This window comes from Helicobacter sp. WB40 (assembly GCF_027859275.1).
Classification (GTDB): Bacteria; Campylobacterota; Campylobacteria; order Campylobacterales; family Helicobacteraceae; genus Helicobacter_D; species Helicobacter_D ibis.
Genome location: NZ_JAQHXS010000005.1, coordinates 118384 through 135374, shown reverse-complemented (window position 1 = coordinate 135374; position 16991 = coordinate 118384). Strand labels below are relative to the sequence as shown.

Genomic DNA, 16991 nt, shown 5'->3' with positions numbered 1-16991 from the left:
GTAAAAGAGCTTGTATGTATTTTGCCACTTCCTAAGAATTTATCACCTTTTTTGAAGTATTTGTGTGCGACTTCTGCTCTTTTGCCAAAGATGATTATTGGAATCCAGTTTGTATGTTCTACAATCTCTCCTTCTTTTTCTCTACTCTCACTTATAGCTATGCTTGTCTTTGCATATGTATTTTTGCCAATTACAAGCTCAAAGTCTTTCCCCAAATATCCACACAAGATAATCTTATTCATTTTCACTCCTTTGTAAAACCTGCAAAATAATCGTATCTTTCACCCACACATCTTCATCGCTCTTAGCTTCAAAGCTTATTTCGACTTCTCCAGCAACTTTAGGAGTGTAGATTAGTGATTTGGAATTGATAGTTCTTCCTTCAACCAAGAATCTTGCTTCATTATTTCCATACGCACTAAAGCCAAGCAGTCGTATCTCCTCATCTACATACAACAATAGCTTAGGTGCATAGATAAAGACTTCCTTGCTTCCGCTTCCGATGTGGATAAGCCCTTGTATGCTTTCTTTTAGTTTGTCTAGGATTTCTTTGTAATTTGGGATTTCTTTACTTACTATTTGATTTATTACTTGTATTACATTTTTTGAATGCTCTGAAATTGCACCCTCATTACTCGCATTTCCTACTACATTTAAAAACCCAACATAAGCATTTGCCCTATTTATAGCGGCATTTTGTGGGATAGATTCTACCATTGAGTGGGCTTGAACCAGAGACTTTACTGCTTCACTTTGTGATAGTCTTGCTTGTGCTTTTGCATTTAGCACGGCTAGTTCTATTTCTTGTCTTGTTTTTTCTTCTCCTAATGATAGCTCTCTTTCTTTTAGCTCTATCTCTTCTAGTGAGAGGGAGGCATTTATTGCTAGTTGTGTTACTTGGAGAAGCGTATTGCTTAGCATTTCATAAGTATAGTTTGTAGATTCTAAATGTTCTAAAAACTTACTTTTTAGCAGTGTTTCTTGGATATTTAAAAGGTTATCATTGAATCTTTTTGTATTCATTAGAATAGTCCTTGTTCTTGTTTTTTATCTTTTGGTTGTTTTATTTTTGGCTTTAGTGCGTGGTTTATGAAATATGGTTTGTCTAGTAGCCACCTTGCCCAGTGATCATCAGGTATGGCTATTATTTCACCTTTTTTAATGGTATAGCTATATCCATCTTTAGTGAATAAAAAATCATCTTCGCCTATGTATTCTAAAAGTTTAACGCCTATTAATCTCATAAGAATCCTTTTTTATAAGAATGGTAGCTAAGAGGGGTGATTTTTATAAGGGTTCAATATTTACTTAAGATTTATCCCTTACAACCTAACTTTAGAAATCTTAGAATACTTCTTAAAAATTTTAAGGAGTTATCAATGGAAAAATTACCAATAGGAGACAATCCACAAACGCAAAACGAGCAAATACCACAAGAACCACAAGAACCACTTCCGCAAGATGATGGCATTTCTCTTTTGGAGAGTGAACTAGCAGGATTGCAAAATGAATTAGCACAAAATGAGGCAACTTTGGAGGGTGATTTTGCCAAGTTTTTGAGCGAGAATCTAACTGCTGATGATGAAGAGCTGTTTTTTGAAAACAAAGAAGAGTTCTTTAAAAAAGTGCTAGATATGCAAAATGTATTCTTTAATGACAAAATAGCCTCTAAGCAACAAAGAGCAGGGGAGATTGAATCTGAAATAAGCCAAAAAAAGACACTAGCAAGTATTGAGAATGCACAATCAGAGTTTTTAAAGGCTAATCCAAACGCAGATGTAAAGGCTATGTTTGATTACTTTACAAATGATATTCCACCAAGAGTGCAAAGAGAGCTAGAGAACTTAGCTCCAAATGAGTTTTTTAATAAACTATACGAACTCTACAAAGCACAAACAAAAACAGAGAGCAAAGAAGATAAAGTTCCAAAACATTATGAAGGTGCAAATGTAGATGCAACAAACGCACAAAATGCAACTGAAGAGTCTTATTTTAATAGAATGTAATGGGATTATTTGATGGGTGGAAGAAAGACCGCCAAAGATATTATGAAGAAAAGCTAAGAGAATATGAAGCAATAAACCAAAAGTATGGGCTAGGACTAGCCTTTGAAGATTATGAGCCAATTGCGTGGGAATATGCAGATAGAAGAGCAAAAAGTGAGCGAGGTTGGCTTGAATCTATCTTTGATGGTGGAAATATTTTTGAAGTTGTATTTAATTTTTTTGTTGCTGCAGTTAGTGTTGCAATTACAATTATAAGTGGTGGGACGCTAACAGCAGTTGCAATTGCAATAGTCTCCAGTGCAATAAGCGTTATAAATAAAATTCACACTCTAAATGTAATTGATAAAGCAGTTTTTTTGAGCTCAATCTCAAATATGCTAGAGTCTGCAAAAGCCTCCTTAGAAGCCTTAAGCAAATCAAAAGAACAAAGAGATCAGCTAACACACCTAATTGTATATGAACCCTACTCAATTTTAGCAAATGGAGAAGTCTATCACGCACAAAAAGCAGGGAGCGAGAGCTACTCTCCAAGCATAGCCTATGATCCAAACAAGGGAATCTTAGGTGAATTTAGGAGCGATGAAGTAGATGAAATAATACAAAATAGATGGCAGACGAAAAAGGCTGGAAATATCGAATACATGGAAAATATATTCCAAACACGCACAAGGCAATCTACATTTAAGTTTAGCACAAACGCACAAAATGATTCACTAGAAAATAATGCTAGGAGAGCACATGAGAGAATTACAGAAGGGTTTAATGAATTATGTGTTTTATATTTTAATATCTTAGGCACTGCACAGGCCTTGTATGAAAGAACGCTGGAAAGACAGGTTAAGCCGTTTTATTCTAAGATTGTAAATAATGACTTTTTGGAGAAGAACACGCATTATAGCAAGGGTCTTAAGGCTGATTTTAACTACCAAAAAGTAAGCGATTATTTCAAAACTGGTGGAGATAGTGGTGGTGGCGGTGAGCCTTCGTTAGATGACTTGTTTGATAAATGGCAACAAATCCAAGATAGCGAGTTTCTCTCTTGCTACTCTAAGGCTGAAGAGTATGCCAACTCTATTGCTTATGTGTATTCTAAGCTAGAGCCATTTTTAGAAAAAGATATAAGTTTCTATCCTATGAGAACACCTCTAAATACAAGCACAAATATAAACTTGGGAATACAAGCAGCACAATATGTAAATAAGTTAAAAGCAATAATGCCCGAAGCAAAGGTTCATTATTTGCGATACATAAACGCCAAAACGCACAAAGAAGCAAAAGAAGCACACAAAGCTTATGATAGCTATGAGAGTGAGATATGGATAAACGCAGAAGAGATAGATAGGATATATAGAATGCAACAACAAAATATGACTTGGCACTTCCCAATGAAACCTTATTTAATGAAACTAAAAGCACACGGAGTAGCAACAAGAGATAGAAGGCAAGTAATGGTAGGGATAAACAAATACAGGCCAATAACTCCAAAGAAAGTAAAGTTCTCCTCAATGTATGATCTAAAAAAAGAAAGAACACTAAGAGAAAAGATAGAGTTTTATGAAAGGAGATTCAAGCTTAGGACGTGGAGCTTGACTATTACAAATATTTTTAATAGAGAGGAGACATTTTATTATTTGATTTTAGATTTTTTAAATGGTAGTGGTAAAGATTACTATCACGGGACCTTGGTAATTGACGAAAAAACGCATGATTTATTTAGTCGAGAGATTCCTAAGAATCCTTGCATTGAGACAATAGACTTAGATGCACTGCCACCAGAACCACAAACGCCACAAGAAGGGTGGAGAAAGGAGTCTTAAAATCGTGGTTTAAGCTTATAATTGAAACTCTCTAGCAGAAGCTGATATTTTTAAAGAGGCTATTTCTTTTTTAAGTTCTTTTATTTCCTTATCCTTTACATCTCTTAATTCTTTTATTTCTTCTCTTTTTTCTCTTATTTCTTCTCTTTTATAGCCAAGCATAAAAATCATACCGATAATAATCCCAATGATAAGACCAACGCTAAAACTCCAATCATTAAGCATTAGCTTTATAAGCTCTACGAAATCCATAATAACTCCTAAAATAAAAATTATACAAAAAGCAAGAGTTACAAATAAGGCTTAACTTTCACCCTTACAAATTTGCTAAAAACCCCATAAAATGCAAAGCAAAAAAGGCAAAGCATGGAATCTTTTGATAAGTTAGAACAAAACAATATACAAATAGCAAAGCTAAAAGATGAGATAAACAACCTAGAAAACACCCTGCTAAACACAACAAAAGAAGGAGAGAATAAAAGGCTTAAAGATGAGTTTTTAAAGACTTATCCATTCTTCCGTGCTACAAATGGTGCTAGTGGATATGCAGATACAAATGTTAGAACCGGCTTTTTAGGATTAAGCGGGGTATTGTTAGATGGTAAAGCACCTACATATGCGGTATATCGAACAATAATCCCAAGAATATTTAGCCTAAATGGCACTGATAGAACTACAACCATACGAGGAAGCGGAAATGGAGCGGCAAATCACGCCCTTTATGCGTGGTGCAAAGCATCTACTGAATGGAGTGCGTTTATAACACAATACAAAGATAAAAATATAGCATACTTAATAGAAAGCCAAGAATCCTATCTAAATGAAAACCCAAGCTATAGAGAATACACCTATAAAGAAGAGTGGGATAAATACAGAATGCTAGATTCAATAAACGCGACTGATAATAAATTCGTCCATCTGCTAGATACAATAAGAGTGCAAAAGCAACAAGTGTTACAAGCACTGCTAGAAGAAAATGTCAATCTAATAAGTGATGTGGTAGAAAAACAAGAAAATACACAAAAAGAACTAGAAGCATTGCAGCAACAAAACATACAAAAAGAGCAAGAATTACAAGAACTGCAAAGACAAAATGAACAAAATTTAGAAGAAATAGAAAACATAAAAAAACAAATACAAATAGAACAAAATAGACAAAAAGAGCTAGAAGCACTACTAGAAGAAAACAAGCTAGATTTACAAGAAAAAGAAGCACTAAAACTAGAATTAGAGGCATTAAAAACAGAAATAGAGAGGCTTAAGGGGGAGTTTGTCGAGGTTGATTTAGAATCTTTAAGAATAGAGAAAGATGAACTAGAGCGTCAGCTAGAACTCTTAAGAGAACAAATAGCAAACAATGAAGAAAATACACTAAAAGCGGAAAAACTACAAAGAGAGATAGAGGAGTTAAAAAGACAAATAGAAGAACTAAAAAAAGATACAACAATACAAGAGCTACTAGAGCTACAAGCTAAAAAAGAAGAGCTAGAGAGAGAAAAAGCAGGACTGCAAGAAAGTTTGCAAGAAGCAGGAGAGCTAATAAAATCACTAAGAGGGGAAATAGTGGAGCTAGAGTTGGAGATAGTAGAGCTACAAAACAATGAAAACTTAGAAGAGCTAGAGAGCTTACAAATCAAAAAAGAAGAATTAAAAGCACAAAAAGAAGCATTGCTAAAAGAAACACAAGAGTTAGAAGAGCAACTAAAACTAAAAAGCCAAGAAAATGAAAGCTTAGAAATAGAAATAGCACAACTACTTAAAAGAAGAACAGAACTTTTAGCAGAAATGAAAGAAAACATAGAATCTCACAACCTAGAAAAGCTAATAGAGTGCTTGAAAAAAGAAATATTCTTACTTGAAGGAAGAGAGGAGTTATGGACGCCATTTTATGAACTAAAGCTAATTCACCAGCTACTAGCTAGGATTGATTTAAGGGAAAATAGTAAGGAGACATTGATATAAGCTTACCCCTTACAACCTCTTTTAAAACCCCATAAAATGCTTCTTAAAAAAGGAGTAATGTATGGAGAGAATACAAAATACACTAGAAGAGCCAACACACCCAACAAGTGAAGATGTAGAAAAGCTACTAAAAAGGCTCAATGTAGTGCTAGAGCTAAACGAGACACTAAAGACTAGTTTAGCATTAGCAACAAAAGGCATATTAGATCTAAGTGATACAACAAGCAACCAGTTAAAAATCGTGCTAGATTTTACATCGGCTTTTGCCAAAGATGTAGATTTAGGCAATGGGGTTATAATCCCAAATGCAAAAAAGCTAATTGAAAGCACACAATTGCAAGTGCAAGGTATATTAGATTCTATACCTAATGAGTTTTCGGCACTAAAGGAGAAGCTAGAAGCAGAGTTTGATAAATTTATCGCAGAAAACACACACTTTATAAATGAGTTTAAAATCACATTTGTAGAAGAATTAAAAGAGATAAATTCCAACTTAGAAAATAATTACAATAACAAAACACAAGCAGTAGATAATCTAATAGAAACTACAAACACACAACTAAGAGAGATAAAGGCTCAAATTGATGCAAAAATAGAAGAACTAAACGCACTTGATATACCACAAGAGCTACAAAAGATAAAGGACGAGGTTCGGCAAGAGTTTGATAGACTAAAGAGCGAACAAAATGAGGCACTACAACAAGCACAAGAACAAGTAGATACAAAGCTGGATGAAGTTACAACCAATTTAGAGCAAACACAAGAGAAAATAAAACAAACCCTGCAAGATACGCAAGAGAGAATAGATACTAAATTAGAGAGCTTTAAAGGCTTTGACTACATAGAAGCAGTGCCACCGACAAAAGCAATAAATCCTAGCAAAGATAATGCATTGTATTTGGATACTTTAAGTGGGATATTATGGATATGTAGAGATAAAACAGAAGGAAGCAATGTATGGGAGGAGTTTTTAAAAGCTCAAGGAAATGGATTTTATGGCATTGAAGAGAGAGATCCAAGTGCAAGTGAGAATCCAAAAGACGAAAAAGCTCTATGGCTTAATTACAAAAGCTTTGAGGTATTTATCTGCATAGATAACACACCAAATAAAAATATATGGGTGGGAAATAAAAATGGAAGTGCAGGAGGGATTGTAAGTGATTTATTTCCACCAAAACCACCAACTGCAGAAAGTGAGATACAAGATATTTATATTGATTCTAGGAGTGGTAAGTTTTATTTCTACTTAGAAGATTTGGCGAAATATCTCCCCGTGCTTGACTTTAATAAGCCTTACACAATAGAGGGTAAAACATACTACTATCTAACTAGAAAACCAAGCCTAACTGCCCAATCTCTAGTAGCAGAGCAAAAGACAGACACAGATGTAATCCCAGCTCATAGCGGACTACCAGCACTAGAGGCGTGTAATTTGGAAGGCAGGATTTATCTAGCAAAATACAAAGCATTCTTTATCGATGATGTAGAAGTAACAAATGAAAATGTAGCAGAACTAAAACAACAGCATAAAGACTTCCTAACAAAAAGAGTGGTAAGAGAGCCATTAAGGTGGTTTTTCTGCTACAAGAAAGATAATAGCTTTGAACTTAAGGAAGTTTATAGAATAAATGAAGCCTATGGAGAGAGTGAGCCACCAGAACATATTGCAACACCTTTGCTTGTGAGCGGAGAGAGTGATGAAAACACAAGCGGAGGAAGCATAGATGATAATTTACTTCCACAACCTAGCTTTAGGGAAAATGATCTTTATTTTAGGATTAAATCTAAGGTCTTTTATGTCTTCCTCTCAAATAAATGGGTGCGACTTGGCAAACAAAATGATCTAGCATATCCCGGAAGCGGAGGAAGCACAGAGGATAATAGCGGAGATTATTATGAAGACTTAGAGAATATCGAGTTTTCTAGTGATGAAGAAAAGATTGATTATATGGTTGAAAGAAGGCTTATAAATCCGTGGCTATGTGAGAAGCTTGACTTAATAATGCCAAGTAGCGAAGAGAGCAGATGGTTTGAGCTAGATGCTAACTGGAGTCAAGGAACTAAATATGCCTACTTTTTGGAGCTAGAAGAACCATTTGGAGATGACTTTTATTACAGAAATGTGTTAATGAGTTTGCATATAAACAATACTGCTGATGCTGTTAGAACCTATTATGGCACTGATTTAGAAAGCAAAGGAAATATAGTAGCTAGAAATCTAAAAGATGAGGACTTAGGTGGATATTTCGAAGTAGAAAAAAAGCAGGTGCTAAATCATGTATCTAACACTGGTTATTATGTTTATAACAGAGGTTATTGGTCAGGTGGATATGCAGAGCCTAACTATGGAAGAAGGGATTGCAGCAATGTGCATATGGGTGGTTCTGGAAATACGTCTTACTACTATATGTCTTATTCATTCAATGAAATAAAGGGAGTTAAAAAGGGTGCATTGGTATATGCATATCCATTTACTAAGCCACTTGCTCCTAGTGCTAGTGAGAGCTTGGTATTTAACACACATAAAGGTAGTGCCACATTTTTATATAGTGCTTTAAATTATGGAAAAGTAGGACATGAGTATAACATGGGTGGTAAAAATAGTTTTAGAGCTAGAGTGTTAGCAAAGAAAAGAGTTATAAAATAAGGAGAAGCTATGAAATATTTTAAAAAAGAGAATGAATACATTTCGTTAGAAGATTATGATTTGGAATATCTAAGTGAGCTTGGATATGTAGAATGTGAAGAGAGTGAATATAAACAAAAACATAATGAAGGAACTCTAAAGAGTGCTAAAGTTGGCAAGATAAAAGAACTAATAAACTCCTACAATCAAGCTATAAAGCCATATATCATAGATACGCCAGATAGTGAAATGCTAACTTGGGAAAGACAAGAGAGTGAAGCAAAGTCATATCAAGTTTCAAAAAATCCAAGTGATGCACCGCTTTTAGCAAAATTAGCAGAAAATAGAGGCGTTAGCTTGGAAGTATTTGCTAATAAAGTGTTAGAAAAATCCACACTCTATAGAGAAGTAAGCTCTAAGCTAATAGGAAAAAGACAAGCACTAGAAGATAGAGTAAAAATTGCCACTAGCTTAGAAGAAATAGAGGCTATAAAGTGGGAAGAAGAGACAGAAGTGAGCAAAGCTAAATCTAAAAGTAAGAAGAAAAGCTAGTAGGTGGAAATAATGCAAAGTAAATATCGTTACTTTAAATACAAAATAGTAAGAGAAGGGCATTTGATCTACACTGCAAACCTCCCTTATGTAGCTAAGTATGAGAATGACTGGAGCGAAGGAAGGGAGTTTTTTATAATTGTAGAAGATAGCGAAAACCTAGAAGAGCAAATAAAACAACAACCTCCACAAATAGAATTTAAAGAGCTAGACAAAAATGAGTTTTATAAGTGCATAGAGTGCTTTTATGATAGAGAGTTTAAAGAATGGCAACCAATAAAAAAACAAAGAGATAATGCGCTTCAAGTTTTGAAAATAGGACTTAATGGGATAATTTTGGACGCAAATGAAGAAGCAATGAATAGGATAAATCGAATCTTGAGTGTAGCAAATGTGAAGTTTAACAAAGAACTAAGCAAAGGCACAAATGCTACTCTAGCTTATGAAAGCATCTATCATTCAAAAATAGAGTGGAAAGATTCTAAAAACAAGTTTGTAGAGGTTAGTGTTGAGTATTTAGCTGAATTTTTAGAACTAGCATTATTTGAGCAAAATAGGTTATGGAGGAAATATGTTTTACCAAAATTGTAAAAGAAAGCTAAAGGAAGTTTGGTTTGTATTTAGATGGTTTTTAATTGGAAAGTATCATTGTAAGCTAGAAGGAAGACAAAGGTTGGTTTATAGCATAGGACACAAGGTTTTATGGCTTATTCTTACGCTTGGTTTAGCACTTGTAGCTGGAGAGATTATGGAGGTGTTATTTAATGTTAGTTGAATATTTAGAGCTTATGCCTATTATGCTTGTTGGTCTTGTTAGTGGGTTTGTAGGTGCATTAGATGGCGTAAATAAAGAAGGAGTATGCAATAAAGAAGCACTAAAAGAGGGAGCAAAGAAAATGCTAGTCTCTACTTTTGTCTGTGTGGTGGCATTTTCTATACTTAGTGCAACAGAGCTACCATATTTAGCGAAAGTTGGCATAAGTGCGGTTATTGGGTTTTTAGGATTTGATAGAGCAATATCTTTAGTAAAAGAGCTAATAGCACTAAAGAGCGGAAAAGGATAAGAGATGATAGAAAAAGTTTTTAAGATTCAAAGAATTGTATTGCTTACTATCTTCGTCATAAGCGTTGCACTTAATGTATATCTTTATGAATTATATGAGGCAACAAAAATTTCCCTTGCACAAAGTTTAAATGTAAAAAATAAAGATGAAATAACTAAATTAGAGAAAAAATTAAGAGAAAGTGCAAAGGAAATCCTAAAAATACAACGAGAAAAAGAAAAAACAGAAGAGAACTTGGATAAAGCAGTGCAAGAATCTAATACTAAAGAAGCGGTTAAAAATGGTGTTCTCTTAGAAGAGTTAGAGAGCAATAGCACAAAAATACTAGAAAAAATAAAGGAAACAAATGAATAGTAACTTAATAGTGGAGTTAAAAGAAGGTGTGCAGTTTTGTCTAAAGGAAGAATTTTGCTTCTACTTTGAAGGATTACTTGATGAGAGGGCAATAGAGATTCTAAGTCCTCTTTCATGCTTTAGTGTAGAAAATGGAGGGGTTTTAAAAATTCCTAGCGGATTTTACACTGATTTTGGAAGTATCCCGCTAATCTTTCAATCTCTAATCTCACCAGTTGGAAAACCAAGCAAAGCTTATGTGGTGCATGATTATTTAATTATGCTCTCTAAAGGCGGAAATTTAAGGCGAAAAGACGCTGATTTAATCTTTCTCTATGCGTTAAAAAGACAAGGAATAGGGATTGTTAAGAGATCTATTCTTTATGGTGCAGTTAGGGTTTATAGCTTACTTTTAGGATTGTTTAGATGAATGTAACGCTTGTAGTTGGTGGAATCTTGGGTGGAATGTTAGCATTGGTTGGGTATTTGTATGCTTCTTCTTTAGAAGAGAATGCAAGATTAAAGAATATTATCGAACTTGAGAGAGAAAATAACAAACTCTTAAGCAATGCAATAAATGCCCAAAATGAAAAAATAAAAGCCTTAGAAGTGGTGCAAAGCAAAGAGCCAGAGACGATAAAAGAAGTAGAAAAAATAGTTCTAAAAGATAGTAGTTGTGAAAGTCTGATTAAAGGATATAAGGATATTTTTAAGGAGCTAGGGAAATGAGAGTCTTAGTAGTTTTAGCATATGTTTGGTTATTTCTAGGTGTGATAATCTTTAGCGGTTGCACACCTGCAACTAAGATAGTTACACAAGAAGTTTATATTCCTGTGAAATGCAACTTAGAGTTACCAACTAAGCCAAAAGAAGATGGAAGCTTTGAATCTCATAAAGAGTTAGCAAAATATTATCTTAAGCTAGAGAGAGTTGCAAAAGATTGCGTAGAGTAGTTAAAATCATTGCCAGTGTTTAACCACAGCCACCTAATAAATAGGTGTTGAAATTAAGCAAATTAATGCTACAATCAAAATGATTTTGATCATTGGAATAATCCTCCTTTCGTAAGGAGTGATTCTCCTAGTGAAGCCGCAAACTTCACTAGAAGTTACAACCTCACAACAAAATTATGTCAAATCTTGCTTAACTCCCTTAAATTCGGACTTGTCATTGCAAAACTTTTTTGCTTACCTTAGAATTTCGTATGTTTCTTGTAGTGTTTTTTGGATTCTGTCTCTCCACTCTTTTTCTCTTTTTTTTTCTTTCTTCTTCTTGCAAGTCTTGTGTGTCTTCTTTTTGGTTTCTTTCTAGTGTGGCTATTTTAGCTTCTAGGCTTATTATTTCTATTCTTAGATTTTTTGCTATGCTTTCGATTGTCTTTAATCTTTCTACTTCTTTTTGAAGGCTTTGCATTTTTTCTAATTCTTTTTTGATATTTTCTAACTCCTTTAAGCCTTTTTTGAAAAGTCGCAAATACACCCACTTAGAACAACTACATAAAATCTTCAAAGAATATCGGTTAGCAATAAAACCAAGCAAGAATCCTAAAATGAAAACAAACTGCTCTGTTTTAAGTCCAAAAATATCTGCTATGTAATACAAAACATCTAGCATTTAGTGCCTTTTTATTTTGTTTTATCTAAAACTCACAAATGAGAAAAAGGGATCTTAACCCTTATAACTTATTTTTAATATCCTTACAATACGCACCAAAAAAAAAGGAATGAAAATGGAGCTTTTTGTCTTGTTTGTTGTTGGAATCTTATTAGGTGCAATGGTTGCAAAAGCGTTATAATGGGAAATGAAGCAATAAAAAGAGGCGTGTTACAAGCTCTCTCTAAGCGTGATTTTAAATACTTCCTCTATCAAAAGTGGGAAGAGTATGACAAAAAGCCATTCTTTCATAACTGGCACTTTGAGTTTCTAAGCGAGGTGCTATCTCTAACAATCCCAAGCATAGCAAAGAGTAAGGAACTAAAGGTAGAGACAAGAATAATGTTAAATATGCCCCCAAGTTATGGTAAGACTGAAACTCTAGCAAGATCGTTTATCCCTTATGCACTAGGTGTAGATAGGAGCAGAAAGTTTATGTATATTTCTTACTCTGATGAGTTATGCAAGAGGATAAGCAATGAAATTAGAGCGTTGATTAAAAGCCCATTTTGGGCTAATATCTTTGGCAAACCAAATTTCTTACAAGATAATAGCCAAGAGTTTATCTTTAAAGAAGGTGGAGGCTGTTTTTTTACAACTCTAAAGAGTGCGATAACTGGATTTCACGCTCATTGCATACTAATTGACGATCCAATAAAAGTTAGTGAGATGAACTCAAAAGCTGCAAGAGATATGGTAAATAATAACTTTCAAGGAAGTGTGCTAAGTCGTTTGAAAGACAATGAATCTAGTATTGTAATACTAATGCAAAGGTTGGGCGATGAGGATTTATGTGGGTATTTGCTAAATGAAAGAAATGTAAGTAAGAGCATAATAGAATCCTGGAGAATCTTAAAACTACAAGCTATAAACGAAAAGGAAGAAATTTACAAAATAGGAAGCTTTAGCTATAAAAGAGAGGCAAGAGAACCACTCTTTAAAGATAGACACACGCTTGAAGAGCTAGAGATATTGAAACAAGAAATGGGAGAAGATGACTTCCAAACACAAATGCAACAAGAGCCACAAGCAAGGGAGAGTGGATACTTTGATATATCTAACTTCACTCCTATTGCGTCATATGAGCTAGATGGGTGTAATGACTATATCTTTATTGACAATGCCGAATCTCTAAGTCTAAAGGCAGATGATAGAGCTATTGTTGTTGTTGGAGTTGATAGCTTTGATTCTCTACCAAGATATACTCTTAAAGACTGCATAGCAGGAATCTTTGATGAAGAGGCAATGTGCAATAATATAATTGAAATGGCATTAAAGTATAGAGATTCTAAAATATTTATAGAAGGTGCTGGTGGTGGGCTAATGCTATATCGACTATTGCAAAAAGAAGTGCTAAAGGTAAATGAGAGACTAAAAAGAGATAGCAAATCTCCAATAACAAACCAAATAGAAACATATCCAACAATAAAAGAAATCTCCAAAATGCAAAAAATATCAAGTATGAAACCATATCTAAATACTGGCTATCTAAGATACCTAAGCACTGCACTAGGAGTAGATAAGGTAAAAAAGCAACTAGCTTCCTTTAACCCAGAGAAACCACATAGGAAAAACGACTGCATAGACGCACTAAGCACAGCATTATATTTCAAAGAATGCAAACCAAAAATAACAAGCAAGATAGAAAATGGTCAAAGAATTCCACAAAGAATGCTAAAAGCACAAGGTAGAATTTGGAGGATATAATCTTGTATTTAAATATGCTAAAAATCACTGCTTAAGGAAAATCTCCTTAAGCCACCTTTAATAAATAGGTGTTGATATCAAGCAAATTAATGCTATAATCAAAATGATTTTGAACATAAAGAAAATCCTCCTTTCGTGGAGCGATTCTCTTAGTGAAGCCTCGAACTCTTCACTAAGAGTTACAAACTTCACGGCAAATTATAATCAAATCTTACTTAGAGTGCCTTAGAATCGTGGTTTGTTGCTTATAATTTAAACTCTTTAGCAGAAGCTGATATTTTTAGAGAAGCTATTTCTTTGTTCTTTCTAGCTTCTAAATTTACTAATTCTTCTTTTAGCTTTTCTATCTCTTCTCTATTTGCTTTTGACTCTTCAACCCTCCTCCTTTCTGCCTTGTCTAGTGCGTCGTCTTTTTGTTTTATCTCTCTTAGTTTGCTTTGCAATTCTTTGTCCTTGTGTCTTCCCATAAGAAATACACCAATAATACTCCCAATAACAACGCCAAAACCAAAATTCCCATCGCTAAGCATAAGATTTATAAATTCTACATGGTCCATAATAACTCCTAAAAATATCACCTTAATTATAGCCTTTTGGTGGAGTGGCAAAAAAGGGGGAAATTATCCCTTACAACCTATCTTTAAAACTCCTAAAATGCAAAGCAAAAAGGAGCAAGTAATGAAAGAAACAATAGAAAAAATAATAGAGCATACAGCAATAAGCGAAGGGTTTGTCGAGCATGTGTATAAATGCCCTGCTGGATATGATACGATAGGATATGGTAGGAACATAGAAGCAAACCCACTAAGCGAAGATGAAAAGAAAATGCTAGAGAACGGCAAAGTAAGTAAGGAAGTAGCAAAAGAGTGGCTAAGAAGTGAGCTAGAGAGATGTTATAAGCAGTTAGATTCTAATTTTGCTTGGTTTAAGAGCTTAGATACTGCAAGAAAAGGTGCATTATGTGATATGGTGTATAATCTAGGCTTTAGAGGGTTTTGCACTTTTAAAAACACAATTAAAGCAATAGAAGCTAGAAACTGGAATAAAGTAGCACAAGGGCTAGAGAGTAGCAAATGGTATAGACAAGTAGGCGTTAGAAGCAGAAAAATAGTAGAAATAATTAAAAGTGGAGAGATAAAATGACTGCTTGGCAAAAGAGCAAAAGCACCTTAGGCTATGGTGGTGCAACGCTAAATAGCGGAATAACTCCTATTCAAAACTATATAAATGGCGGTTGGCAAGATACATTAAAAGGAGTTAGCACACTTGATACAGCAAAAAGTGGTGGTCTCTTTAGCAATATTTATGGGAATCTAAAAGGATTTAACGACAAGCTTGGAGGACTAGGAAATATAGGTAGCACAATAGGAGGTGTGGCAAATATTGCTGGTGGTATTGCTGGGTTTTACAACGCTAGAAAATCACTAAAAGAACAAAAAAGAGCAAATAACTTACTAGAACAACAATGGAGAGAACAAAGTGCAATGTATAAAGAAGATAGAGCTAGAGAGCAAGAAGCACACAAGGCTATAAATGATTCTGCAAAGCACTTTGTATTGTGAAATAGATTATCCATATGAATCTAATGACTGCTATGTTGTTGATAAATATGATAATAAACACAGAAAGCTAAAGCTACAAAGAGGGATTAACTTGCTTAGAGTTTTGGAGAGTGGGCTATTTTACAAAGATAGCTTAGGAAATAAATTTTTAGTTTATCCTTGTGAAGGTAGCTTAAGTTTTGAGATTGCCAAGAAGTGCTTGGACTTTAGTGAGCTTGATGTGAGTTTTTTGGATTATTTTTGTGCTAAGCTAGAGCACGATAAAAATGCAACCAATAAAGACAGAAAGCTAGTAGAATTGTTCTTAGAATGCTTTGAGCTTGGAGTGTATCCAAATGGTTTTTTAAGACTGCAAAGAGAACTTTTAGGAGTAGAAGATGAGACGACACAACAATGATGGTGGGCAATATCTAGCATTAATGGCTCAAAATATGCAAAATATAGCTAAAGAGAGGGATAGGGCTACTAGTTCTCTTTTTGGTGGGTTTGCCTCCTTTGGAGAAGCGTTAGAAAAAATAGATGAAAGATCTAGGCTAAAGGAAAATGATGAATTCCAAAAGCAAAGAGCACTAGAACAACAAAAAATGCAACAAGAAGCATTTAAGCTCCAAAGAGAATCCTTTGACTTCCAAAAAGAACAAGAGAAAAACAGGCTAAAACAACAAGAGTGGCAAAACAACTTCGTTTTAAAGCAGTTTAACGCTAGAAATGAACTAAATCCACTGCAAAGAGAACAATATAGAAGTATGAAACTAGATAATGATATACTCCAAAGAGGCTATGAGGAGTATATGGGATTACAAAGTAGTAGCAACTCACCTATCTCTAGCTATATATCACAGCAGGAAAATGTAAGCGATACAACAGAGGCTAACACAACTACACAAAGAGAGCCACTTGCTAGAAATGAACATATAGCACAAAGCACACAAAGAGATACACAAAATGCAATGGAGAAAATGTGGAGCAATACACCAAAGATAAAAAATAAAAATCTTAAAACTAATAGTGGATATGAGGGGGAAGCAGGTAAAAGTAATACACTAAGTGTATTGCAAAATACGCAAGTAATACAGCCTCAAAAACCACAACCTAGTTTTTTTATGCAACATTTTATGAATAATTATAAATTAAATAATGAAATAAATACCAAACAAACACATGAAAATATAACTTCACAAAATAAGACTTTAATTAGTACAGAGGTAGCATTTAGAAATATCCTATCTTTTATGCCACTGCTCGAAGAAAATAGTGGAGTAACTCCAGGCTTGAATAGATTTATAGCTAACCTAACTGGTGATATTATTGATTTGGAAACTCAAGAAGAATACTTTAAGAATAGAAATAATGCTGTTATCATAGGTTTGGCAAAAATGTTTTACAATAGTGATACTGGGGGCAAAAAAATACCAAATCTTGAAAAAGATTATCTTTTAAAGTATGGTGATTATGCAGCGAATATAGGAAAAGTAAAGGGTATGGTAACGCAGGTATACCATGAATATGTCACTAATCTTTCTAAATTGCAAGGTGGTGATCCAAGCCAAAGAGCAATGCTAAATAACATAAAAGCACTCAAAGATTATTTAGAGAAAACACCAGCAGAAGAGCTGCAATTAGCGGAGGTATCAGAAGAAATAGCAAAAAAAATTGAACCATTTTAACAGAATAGTAAATAATCTTTACAGAAAATGCCAGTATTGTTA

The 16991-nt window shown here is 34.1% G+C and carries 23 protein-coding genes; 17 read left to right on the top strand and 6 right to left on the bottom strand.

Annotation, left to right across the window (positions count from 1 at the left end; all coding sequences use genetic code 11):
* The 3 genes from PF022_RS05310 to PF022_RS05300 all read right to left on the bottom strand — a co-directional run.
* Positions 1 to 242, bottom strand: a 242-nt coding sequence (locus PF022_RS05310; RefSeq protein ID WP_271023037.1) for a single-stranded DNA-binding protein, incomplete at its 3' end; no start/stop codon positions are given.
* Positions 235 to 1023, bottom strand: a complete 789-nt coding sequence (locus PF022_RS05305) for a hypothetical protein (RefSeq protein WP_271023035.1) — start codon at positions 1021 to 1023, stop codon at positions 235 to 237. The genes PF022_RS05305 and PF022_RS05310, both read right to left, overlap by 8 nt.
* Positions 1023 to 1244 (bottom strand): hypothetical protein, encoded by a 222-nt coding sequence (locus tag PF022_RS05300; protein ID WP_271023033.1) that lies wholly within the window; start codon positions 1242 to 1244, stop codon positions 1023 to 1025. The genes PF022_RS05305 and PF022_RS05300 overlap by 1 nt, the downstream gene beginning before the upstream one ends.
* 135 nt (positions 1245 to 1379) lie before the next feature.
* Here PF022_RS05300 and PF022_RS05295 point away from each other — a divergent pair, with 135 nt between their 5' ends.
* A complete protein-coding gene (locus tag PF022_RS05295; protein WP_271023031.1) occupies positions 1380 to 2006 on the top strand; it encodes a hypothetical protein in 627 nt (208 codons plus the stop codon).
* Positions 2006 to 3823, top strand: a complete 1818-nt coding sequence (locus tag PF022_RS05290; RefSeq protein ID WP_271023029.1) for a hypothetical protein — start codon at positions 2006 to 2008, stop codon at positions 3821 to 3823. Before PF022_RS05295 ends, PF022_RS05290 begins: the two co-directional genes overlap by 1 nt.
* 15 nt (positions 3824 to 3838) lie before the next feature.
* On the opposite strand, the gene PF022_RS05285 is transcribed toward PF022_RS05290, so the two are convergent.
* Entirely contained in the window at positions 3839 to 4075 is a 237-nt protein-coding gene (locus PF022_RS05285) for a hypothetical protein (protein WP_271023027.1), read from the bottom strand.
* A 114-nt stretch (positions 4076 to 4189) separates the two neighbouring features.
* On the opposite strand from PF022_RS05285, the gene PF022_RS05280 reads away from it, so the two are divergent.
* The 10 genes from PF022_RS05280 to PF022_RS05235 all read left to right on the top strand — a co-directional run bounded on the left by PF022_RS05280 (position 4190) and on the right by PF022_RS05235 (position 11313).
* A complete protein-coding gene (locus PF022_RS05280; RefSeq protein WP_271023025.1) occupies positions 4190 to 5785 on the top strand; it encodes a hypothetical protein in 1596 nt (531 codons plus the stop codon).
* A 61-nt stretch (positions 5786 to 5846) separates the two neighbouring features.
* Positions 5847 to 8432, top strand: coding sequence for an apolipoprotein A1/A4/E domain-containing protein (locus tag PF022_RS05275; RefSeq protein ID WP_271023024.1), 2586 nt, complete (start codon positions 5847 to 5849; stop codon positions 8430 to 8432).
* A gap of 9 nt (positions 8433 to 8441) precedes the next feature.
* A complete protein-coding gene (locus tag PF022_RS05270) occupies positions 8442 to 8963 on the top strand; it encodes a hypothetical protein (RefSeq protein ID WP_271023022.1) in 522 nt (173 codons plus the stop codon).
* A 12-nt stretch (positions 8964 to 8975) separates the two neighbouring features.
* Positions 8976 to 9554 (top strand): hypothetical protein, encoded by a 579-nt coding sequence (locus PF022_RS05265; RefSeq protein WP_271023020.1) that lies wholly within the window; start codon positions 8976 to 8978, stop codon positions 9552 to 9554.
* The gene (locus PF022_RS05260) at positions 9535 to 9738 is read left to right on the top strand and encodes a hypothetical protein (RefSeq protein WP_271023018.1); all 204 of its coding nucleotides are present in this window, start codon (positions 9535 to 9537) and stop codon (positions 9736 to 9738) included. Before PF022_RS05265 ends, PF022_RS05260 begins: the two co-directional genes overlap by 20 nt.
* Positions 9728 to 10027: a phage holin family protein gene (locus PF022_RS05255; protein ID WP_271023016.1), complete on the top strand. Its 300-nt coding sequence runs from the start codon at positions 9728 to 9730 to the stop codon at positions 10025 to 10027. Before PF022_RS05260 ends, PF022_RS05255 begins: the two co-directional genes overlap by 11 nt.
* Positions 10028 to 10030: 3 nt before the next feature.
* Positions 10031 to 10381 carry a hypothetical protein gene (locus PF022_RS05250; protein ID WP_271023015.1) on the top strand — a complete coding sequence of 117 codons (351 nt, stop codon included), beginning with the start codon at positions 10031 to 10033 and terminating at the stop codon, positions 10379 to 10381.
* Complete coding sequence (locus tag PF022_RS05245; RefSeq protein WP_271023014.1) at positions 10374 to 10790, top strand: DUF1353 domain-containing protein; 417 nt, start codon at positions 10374 to 10376, stop codon at positions 10788 to 10790. Before PF022_RS05250 ends, PF022_RS05245 begins: the two co-directional genes overlap by 8 nt.
* Positions 10787 to 11089: a hypothetical protein gene (locus PF022_RS05240; protein ID WP_271023012.1), complete on the top strand. Its 303-nt coding sequence runs from the start codon at positions 10787 to 10789 to the stop codon at positions 11087 to 11089. The genes PF022_RS05245 and PF022_RS05240 overlap by 4 nt, the downstream gene beginning before the upstream one ends.
* The gene (locus PF022_RS05235; RefSeq protein WP_271023011.1) at positions 11086 to 11313 is read left to right on the top strand and encodes a hypothetical protein; all 228 of its coding nucleotides are present in this window, start codon (positions 11086 to 11088) and stop codon (positions 11311 to 11313) included. Before PF022_RS05240 ends, PF022_RS05235 begins: the two co-directional genes overlap by 4 nt.
* Before the next feature lie 214 nt (positions 11314 to 11527).
* Here PF022_RS05235 and PF022_RS05230 read toward each other — a convergent pair whose 3' ends face one another.
* Positions 11528 to 11974: a hypothetical protein gene (locus PF022_RS05230; protein ID WP_271023010.1), complete on the bottom strand. Its 447-nt coding sequence runs from the start codon at positions 11972 to 11974 to the stop codon at positions 11528 to 11530.
* A 180-nt stretch (positions 11975 to 12154) separates the two neighbouring features.
* Between PF022_RS05230 and PF022_RS05225 the strand changes: the two genes are divergently transcribed.
* Positions 12155 to 13720, top strand: coding sequence for a hypothetical protein (locus tag PF022_RS05225; RefSeq protein WP_271023009.1), 1566 nt, complete (start codon positions 12155 to 12157; stop codon positions 13718 to 13720).
* Positions 13721 to 13965: 245 nt separating this feature from the next.
* Here PF022_RS05225 and PF022_RS05220 read toward each other — a convergent pair whose 3' ends face one another.
* Positions 13966 to 14277, bottom strand: coding sequence for a hypothetical protein (locus PF022_RS05220; RefSeq protein ID WP_271020774.1), 312 nt, complete (start codon positions 14275 to 14277; stop codon positions 13966 to 13968).
* Between the two features lie 121 nt (positions 14278 to 14398).
* Here PF022_RS05220 and PF022_RS05215 point away from each other — a divergent pair, with 121 nt between their 5' ends.
* The 4 genes from PF022_RS05215 to PF022_RS05200 are packed head-to-tail and all read left to right on the top strand — an operon-like array spanning position 14399 to position 16949.
* Entirely contained in the window at positions 14399 to 14863 is a 465-nt protein-coding gene (locus PF022_RS05215; protein WP_271020775.1) for a glycoside hydrolase family protein, read from the top strand.
* Positions 14860 to 15282: a hypothetical protein gene (locus PF022_RS05210; RefSeq protein ID WP_271020776.1), complete on the top strand. Its 423-nt coding sequence runs from the start codon at positions 14860 to 14862 to the stop codon at positions 15280 to 15282. Before PF022_RS05215 ends, PF022_RS05210 begins: the two co-directional genes overlap by 4 nt.
* Positions 15254 to 15679: a hypothetical protein gene (locus tag PF022_RS05205; protein ID WP_271020777.1), complete on the top strand. Its 426-nt coding sequence runs from the start codon at positions 15254 to 15256 to the stop codon at positions 15677 to 15679. Before PF022_RS05210 ends, PF022_RS05205 begins: the two co-directional genes overlap by 29 nt.
* Positions 15660 to 16949: a hypothetical protein gene (locus PF022_RS05200; protein WP_271020778.1), complete on the top strand. Its 1290-nt coding sequence runs from the start codon at positions 15660 to 15662 to the stop codon at positions 16947 to 16949. Before PF022_RS05205 ends, PF022_RS05200 begins: the two co-directional genes overlap by 20 nt.
* The last annotated feature ends 42 nt before the right edge of the window (positions 16950 to 16991 follow it).

What these genes read in the sequence shown, in the direction of transcription:
- PF022_RS05305 (WP_271023035.1), bottom strand. Translation starts at nt 1,023, where the DNA reads ATGAATACAAAAAGATTCAATGATAACCTTTTAAATATCCAAGAAACA.
- PF022_RS05300 (WP_271023033.1), bottom strand. Translation starts at nt 1,244, where the DNA reads ATGAGATTAATAGGCGTTAAACTTTTAGAATACATAGGCGAAGATGAT.
- PF022_RS05295 (WP_271023031.1), top strand. Translation starts at nt 1,380, where the DNA reads ATGGAAAAATTACCAATAGGAGACAATCCACAAACGCAAAACGAGCAA.
- PF022_RS05290 (WP_271023029.1), top strand. Translation starts at nt 2,006, where the DNA reads ATGGGATTATTTGATGGGTGGAAGAAAGACCGCCAAAGATATTATGAA.
- PF022_RS05285 (WP_271023027.1), bottom strand. Translation starts at nt 4,075, where the DNA reads ATGGATTTCGTAGAGCTTATAAAGCTAATGCTTAATGATTGGAGTTTT.
- PF022_RS05280 (WP_271023025.1), top strand. Translation starts at nt 4,190, where the DNA reads ATGGAATCTTTTGATAAGTTAGAACAAAACAATATACAAATAGCAAAG.
- PF022_RS05275 (WP_271023024.1), top strand. Translation starts at nt 5,847, where the DNA reads ATGGAGAGAATACAAAATACACTAGAAGAGCCAACACACCCAACAAGT.
- PF022_RS05270 (WP_271023022.1), top strand. Translation starts at nt 8,442, where the DNA reads ATGAAATATTTTAAAAAAGAGAATGAATACATTTCGTTAGAAGATTAT.
- PF022_RS05265 (WP_271023020.1), top strand. Translation starts at nt 8,976, where the DNA reads ATGCAAAGTAAATATCGTTACTTTAAATACAAAATAGTAAGAGAAGGG.
- PF022_RS05260 (WP_271023018.1), top strand. Translation starts at nt 9,535, where the DNA reads ATGTTTTACCAAAATTGTAAAAGAAAGCTAAAGGAAGTTTGGTTTGTA.
- PF022_RS05255 (WP_271023016.1), top strand. Translation starts at nt 9,728, where the DNA reads ATGTTAGTTGAATATTTAGAGCTTATGCCTATTATGCTTGTTGGTCTT.
- PF022_RS05250 (WP_271023015.1), top strand. Translation starts at nt 10,031, where the DNA reads ATGATAGAAAAAGTTTTTAAGATTCAAAGAATTGTATTGCTTACTATC.
- PF022_RS05245 (WP_271023014.1), top strand. Translation starts at nt 10,374, where the DNA reads ATGAATAGTAACTTAATAGTGGAGTTAAAAGAAGGTGTGCAGTTTTGT.
- PF022_RS05240 (WP_271023012.1), top strand. Translation starts at nt 10,787, where the DNA reads ATGAATGTAACGCTTGTAGTTGGTGGAATCTTGGGTGGAATGTTAGCA.
- PF022_RS05235 (WP_271023011.1), top strand. Translation starts at nt 11,086, where the DNA reads ATGAGAGTCTTAGTAGTTTTAGCATATGTTTGGTTATTTCTAGGTGTG.
- PF022_RS05230 (WP_271023010.1), bottom strand. Translation starts at nt 11,974, where the DNA reads ATGCTAGATGTTTTGTATTACATAGCAGATATTTTTGGACTTAAAACA.
- PF022_RS05225 (WP_271023009.1), top strand. Translation starts at nt 12,155, where the DNA reads ATGGGAAATGAAGCAATAAAAAGAGGCGTGTTACAAGCTCTCTCTAAG.
- PF022_RS05220 (WP_271020774.1), bottom strand. Translation starts at nt 14,277, where the DNA reads ATGGACCATGTAGAATTTATAAATCTTATGCTTAGCGATGGGAATTTT.
- PF022_RS05215 (WP_271020775.1), top strand. Translation starts at nt 14,399, where the DNA reads ATGAAAGAAACAATAGAAAAAATAATAGAGCATACAGCAATAAGCGAA.
- PF022_RS05210 (WP_271020776.1), top strand. Translation starts at nt 14,860, where the DNA reads ATGACTGCTTGGCAAAAGAGCAAAAGCACCTTAGGCTATGGTGGTGCA.
- PF022_RS05205 (WP_271020777.1), top strand. Translation starts at nt 15,254, where the DNA reads ATGATTCTGCAAAGCACTTTGTATTGTGAAATAGATTATCCATATGAA.
- PF022_RS05200 (WP_271020778.1), top strand. Translation starts at nt 15,660, where the DNA reads ATGAGACGACACAACAATGATGGTGGGCAATATCTAGCATTAATGGCT.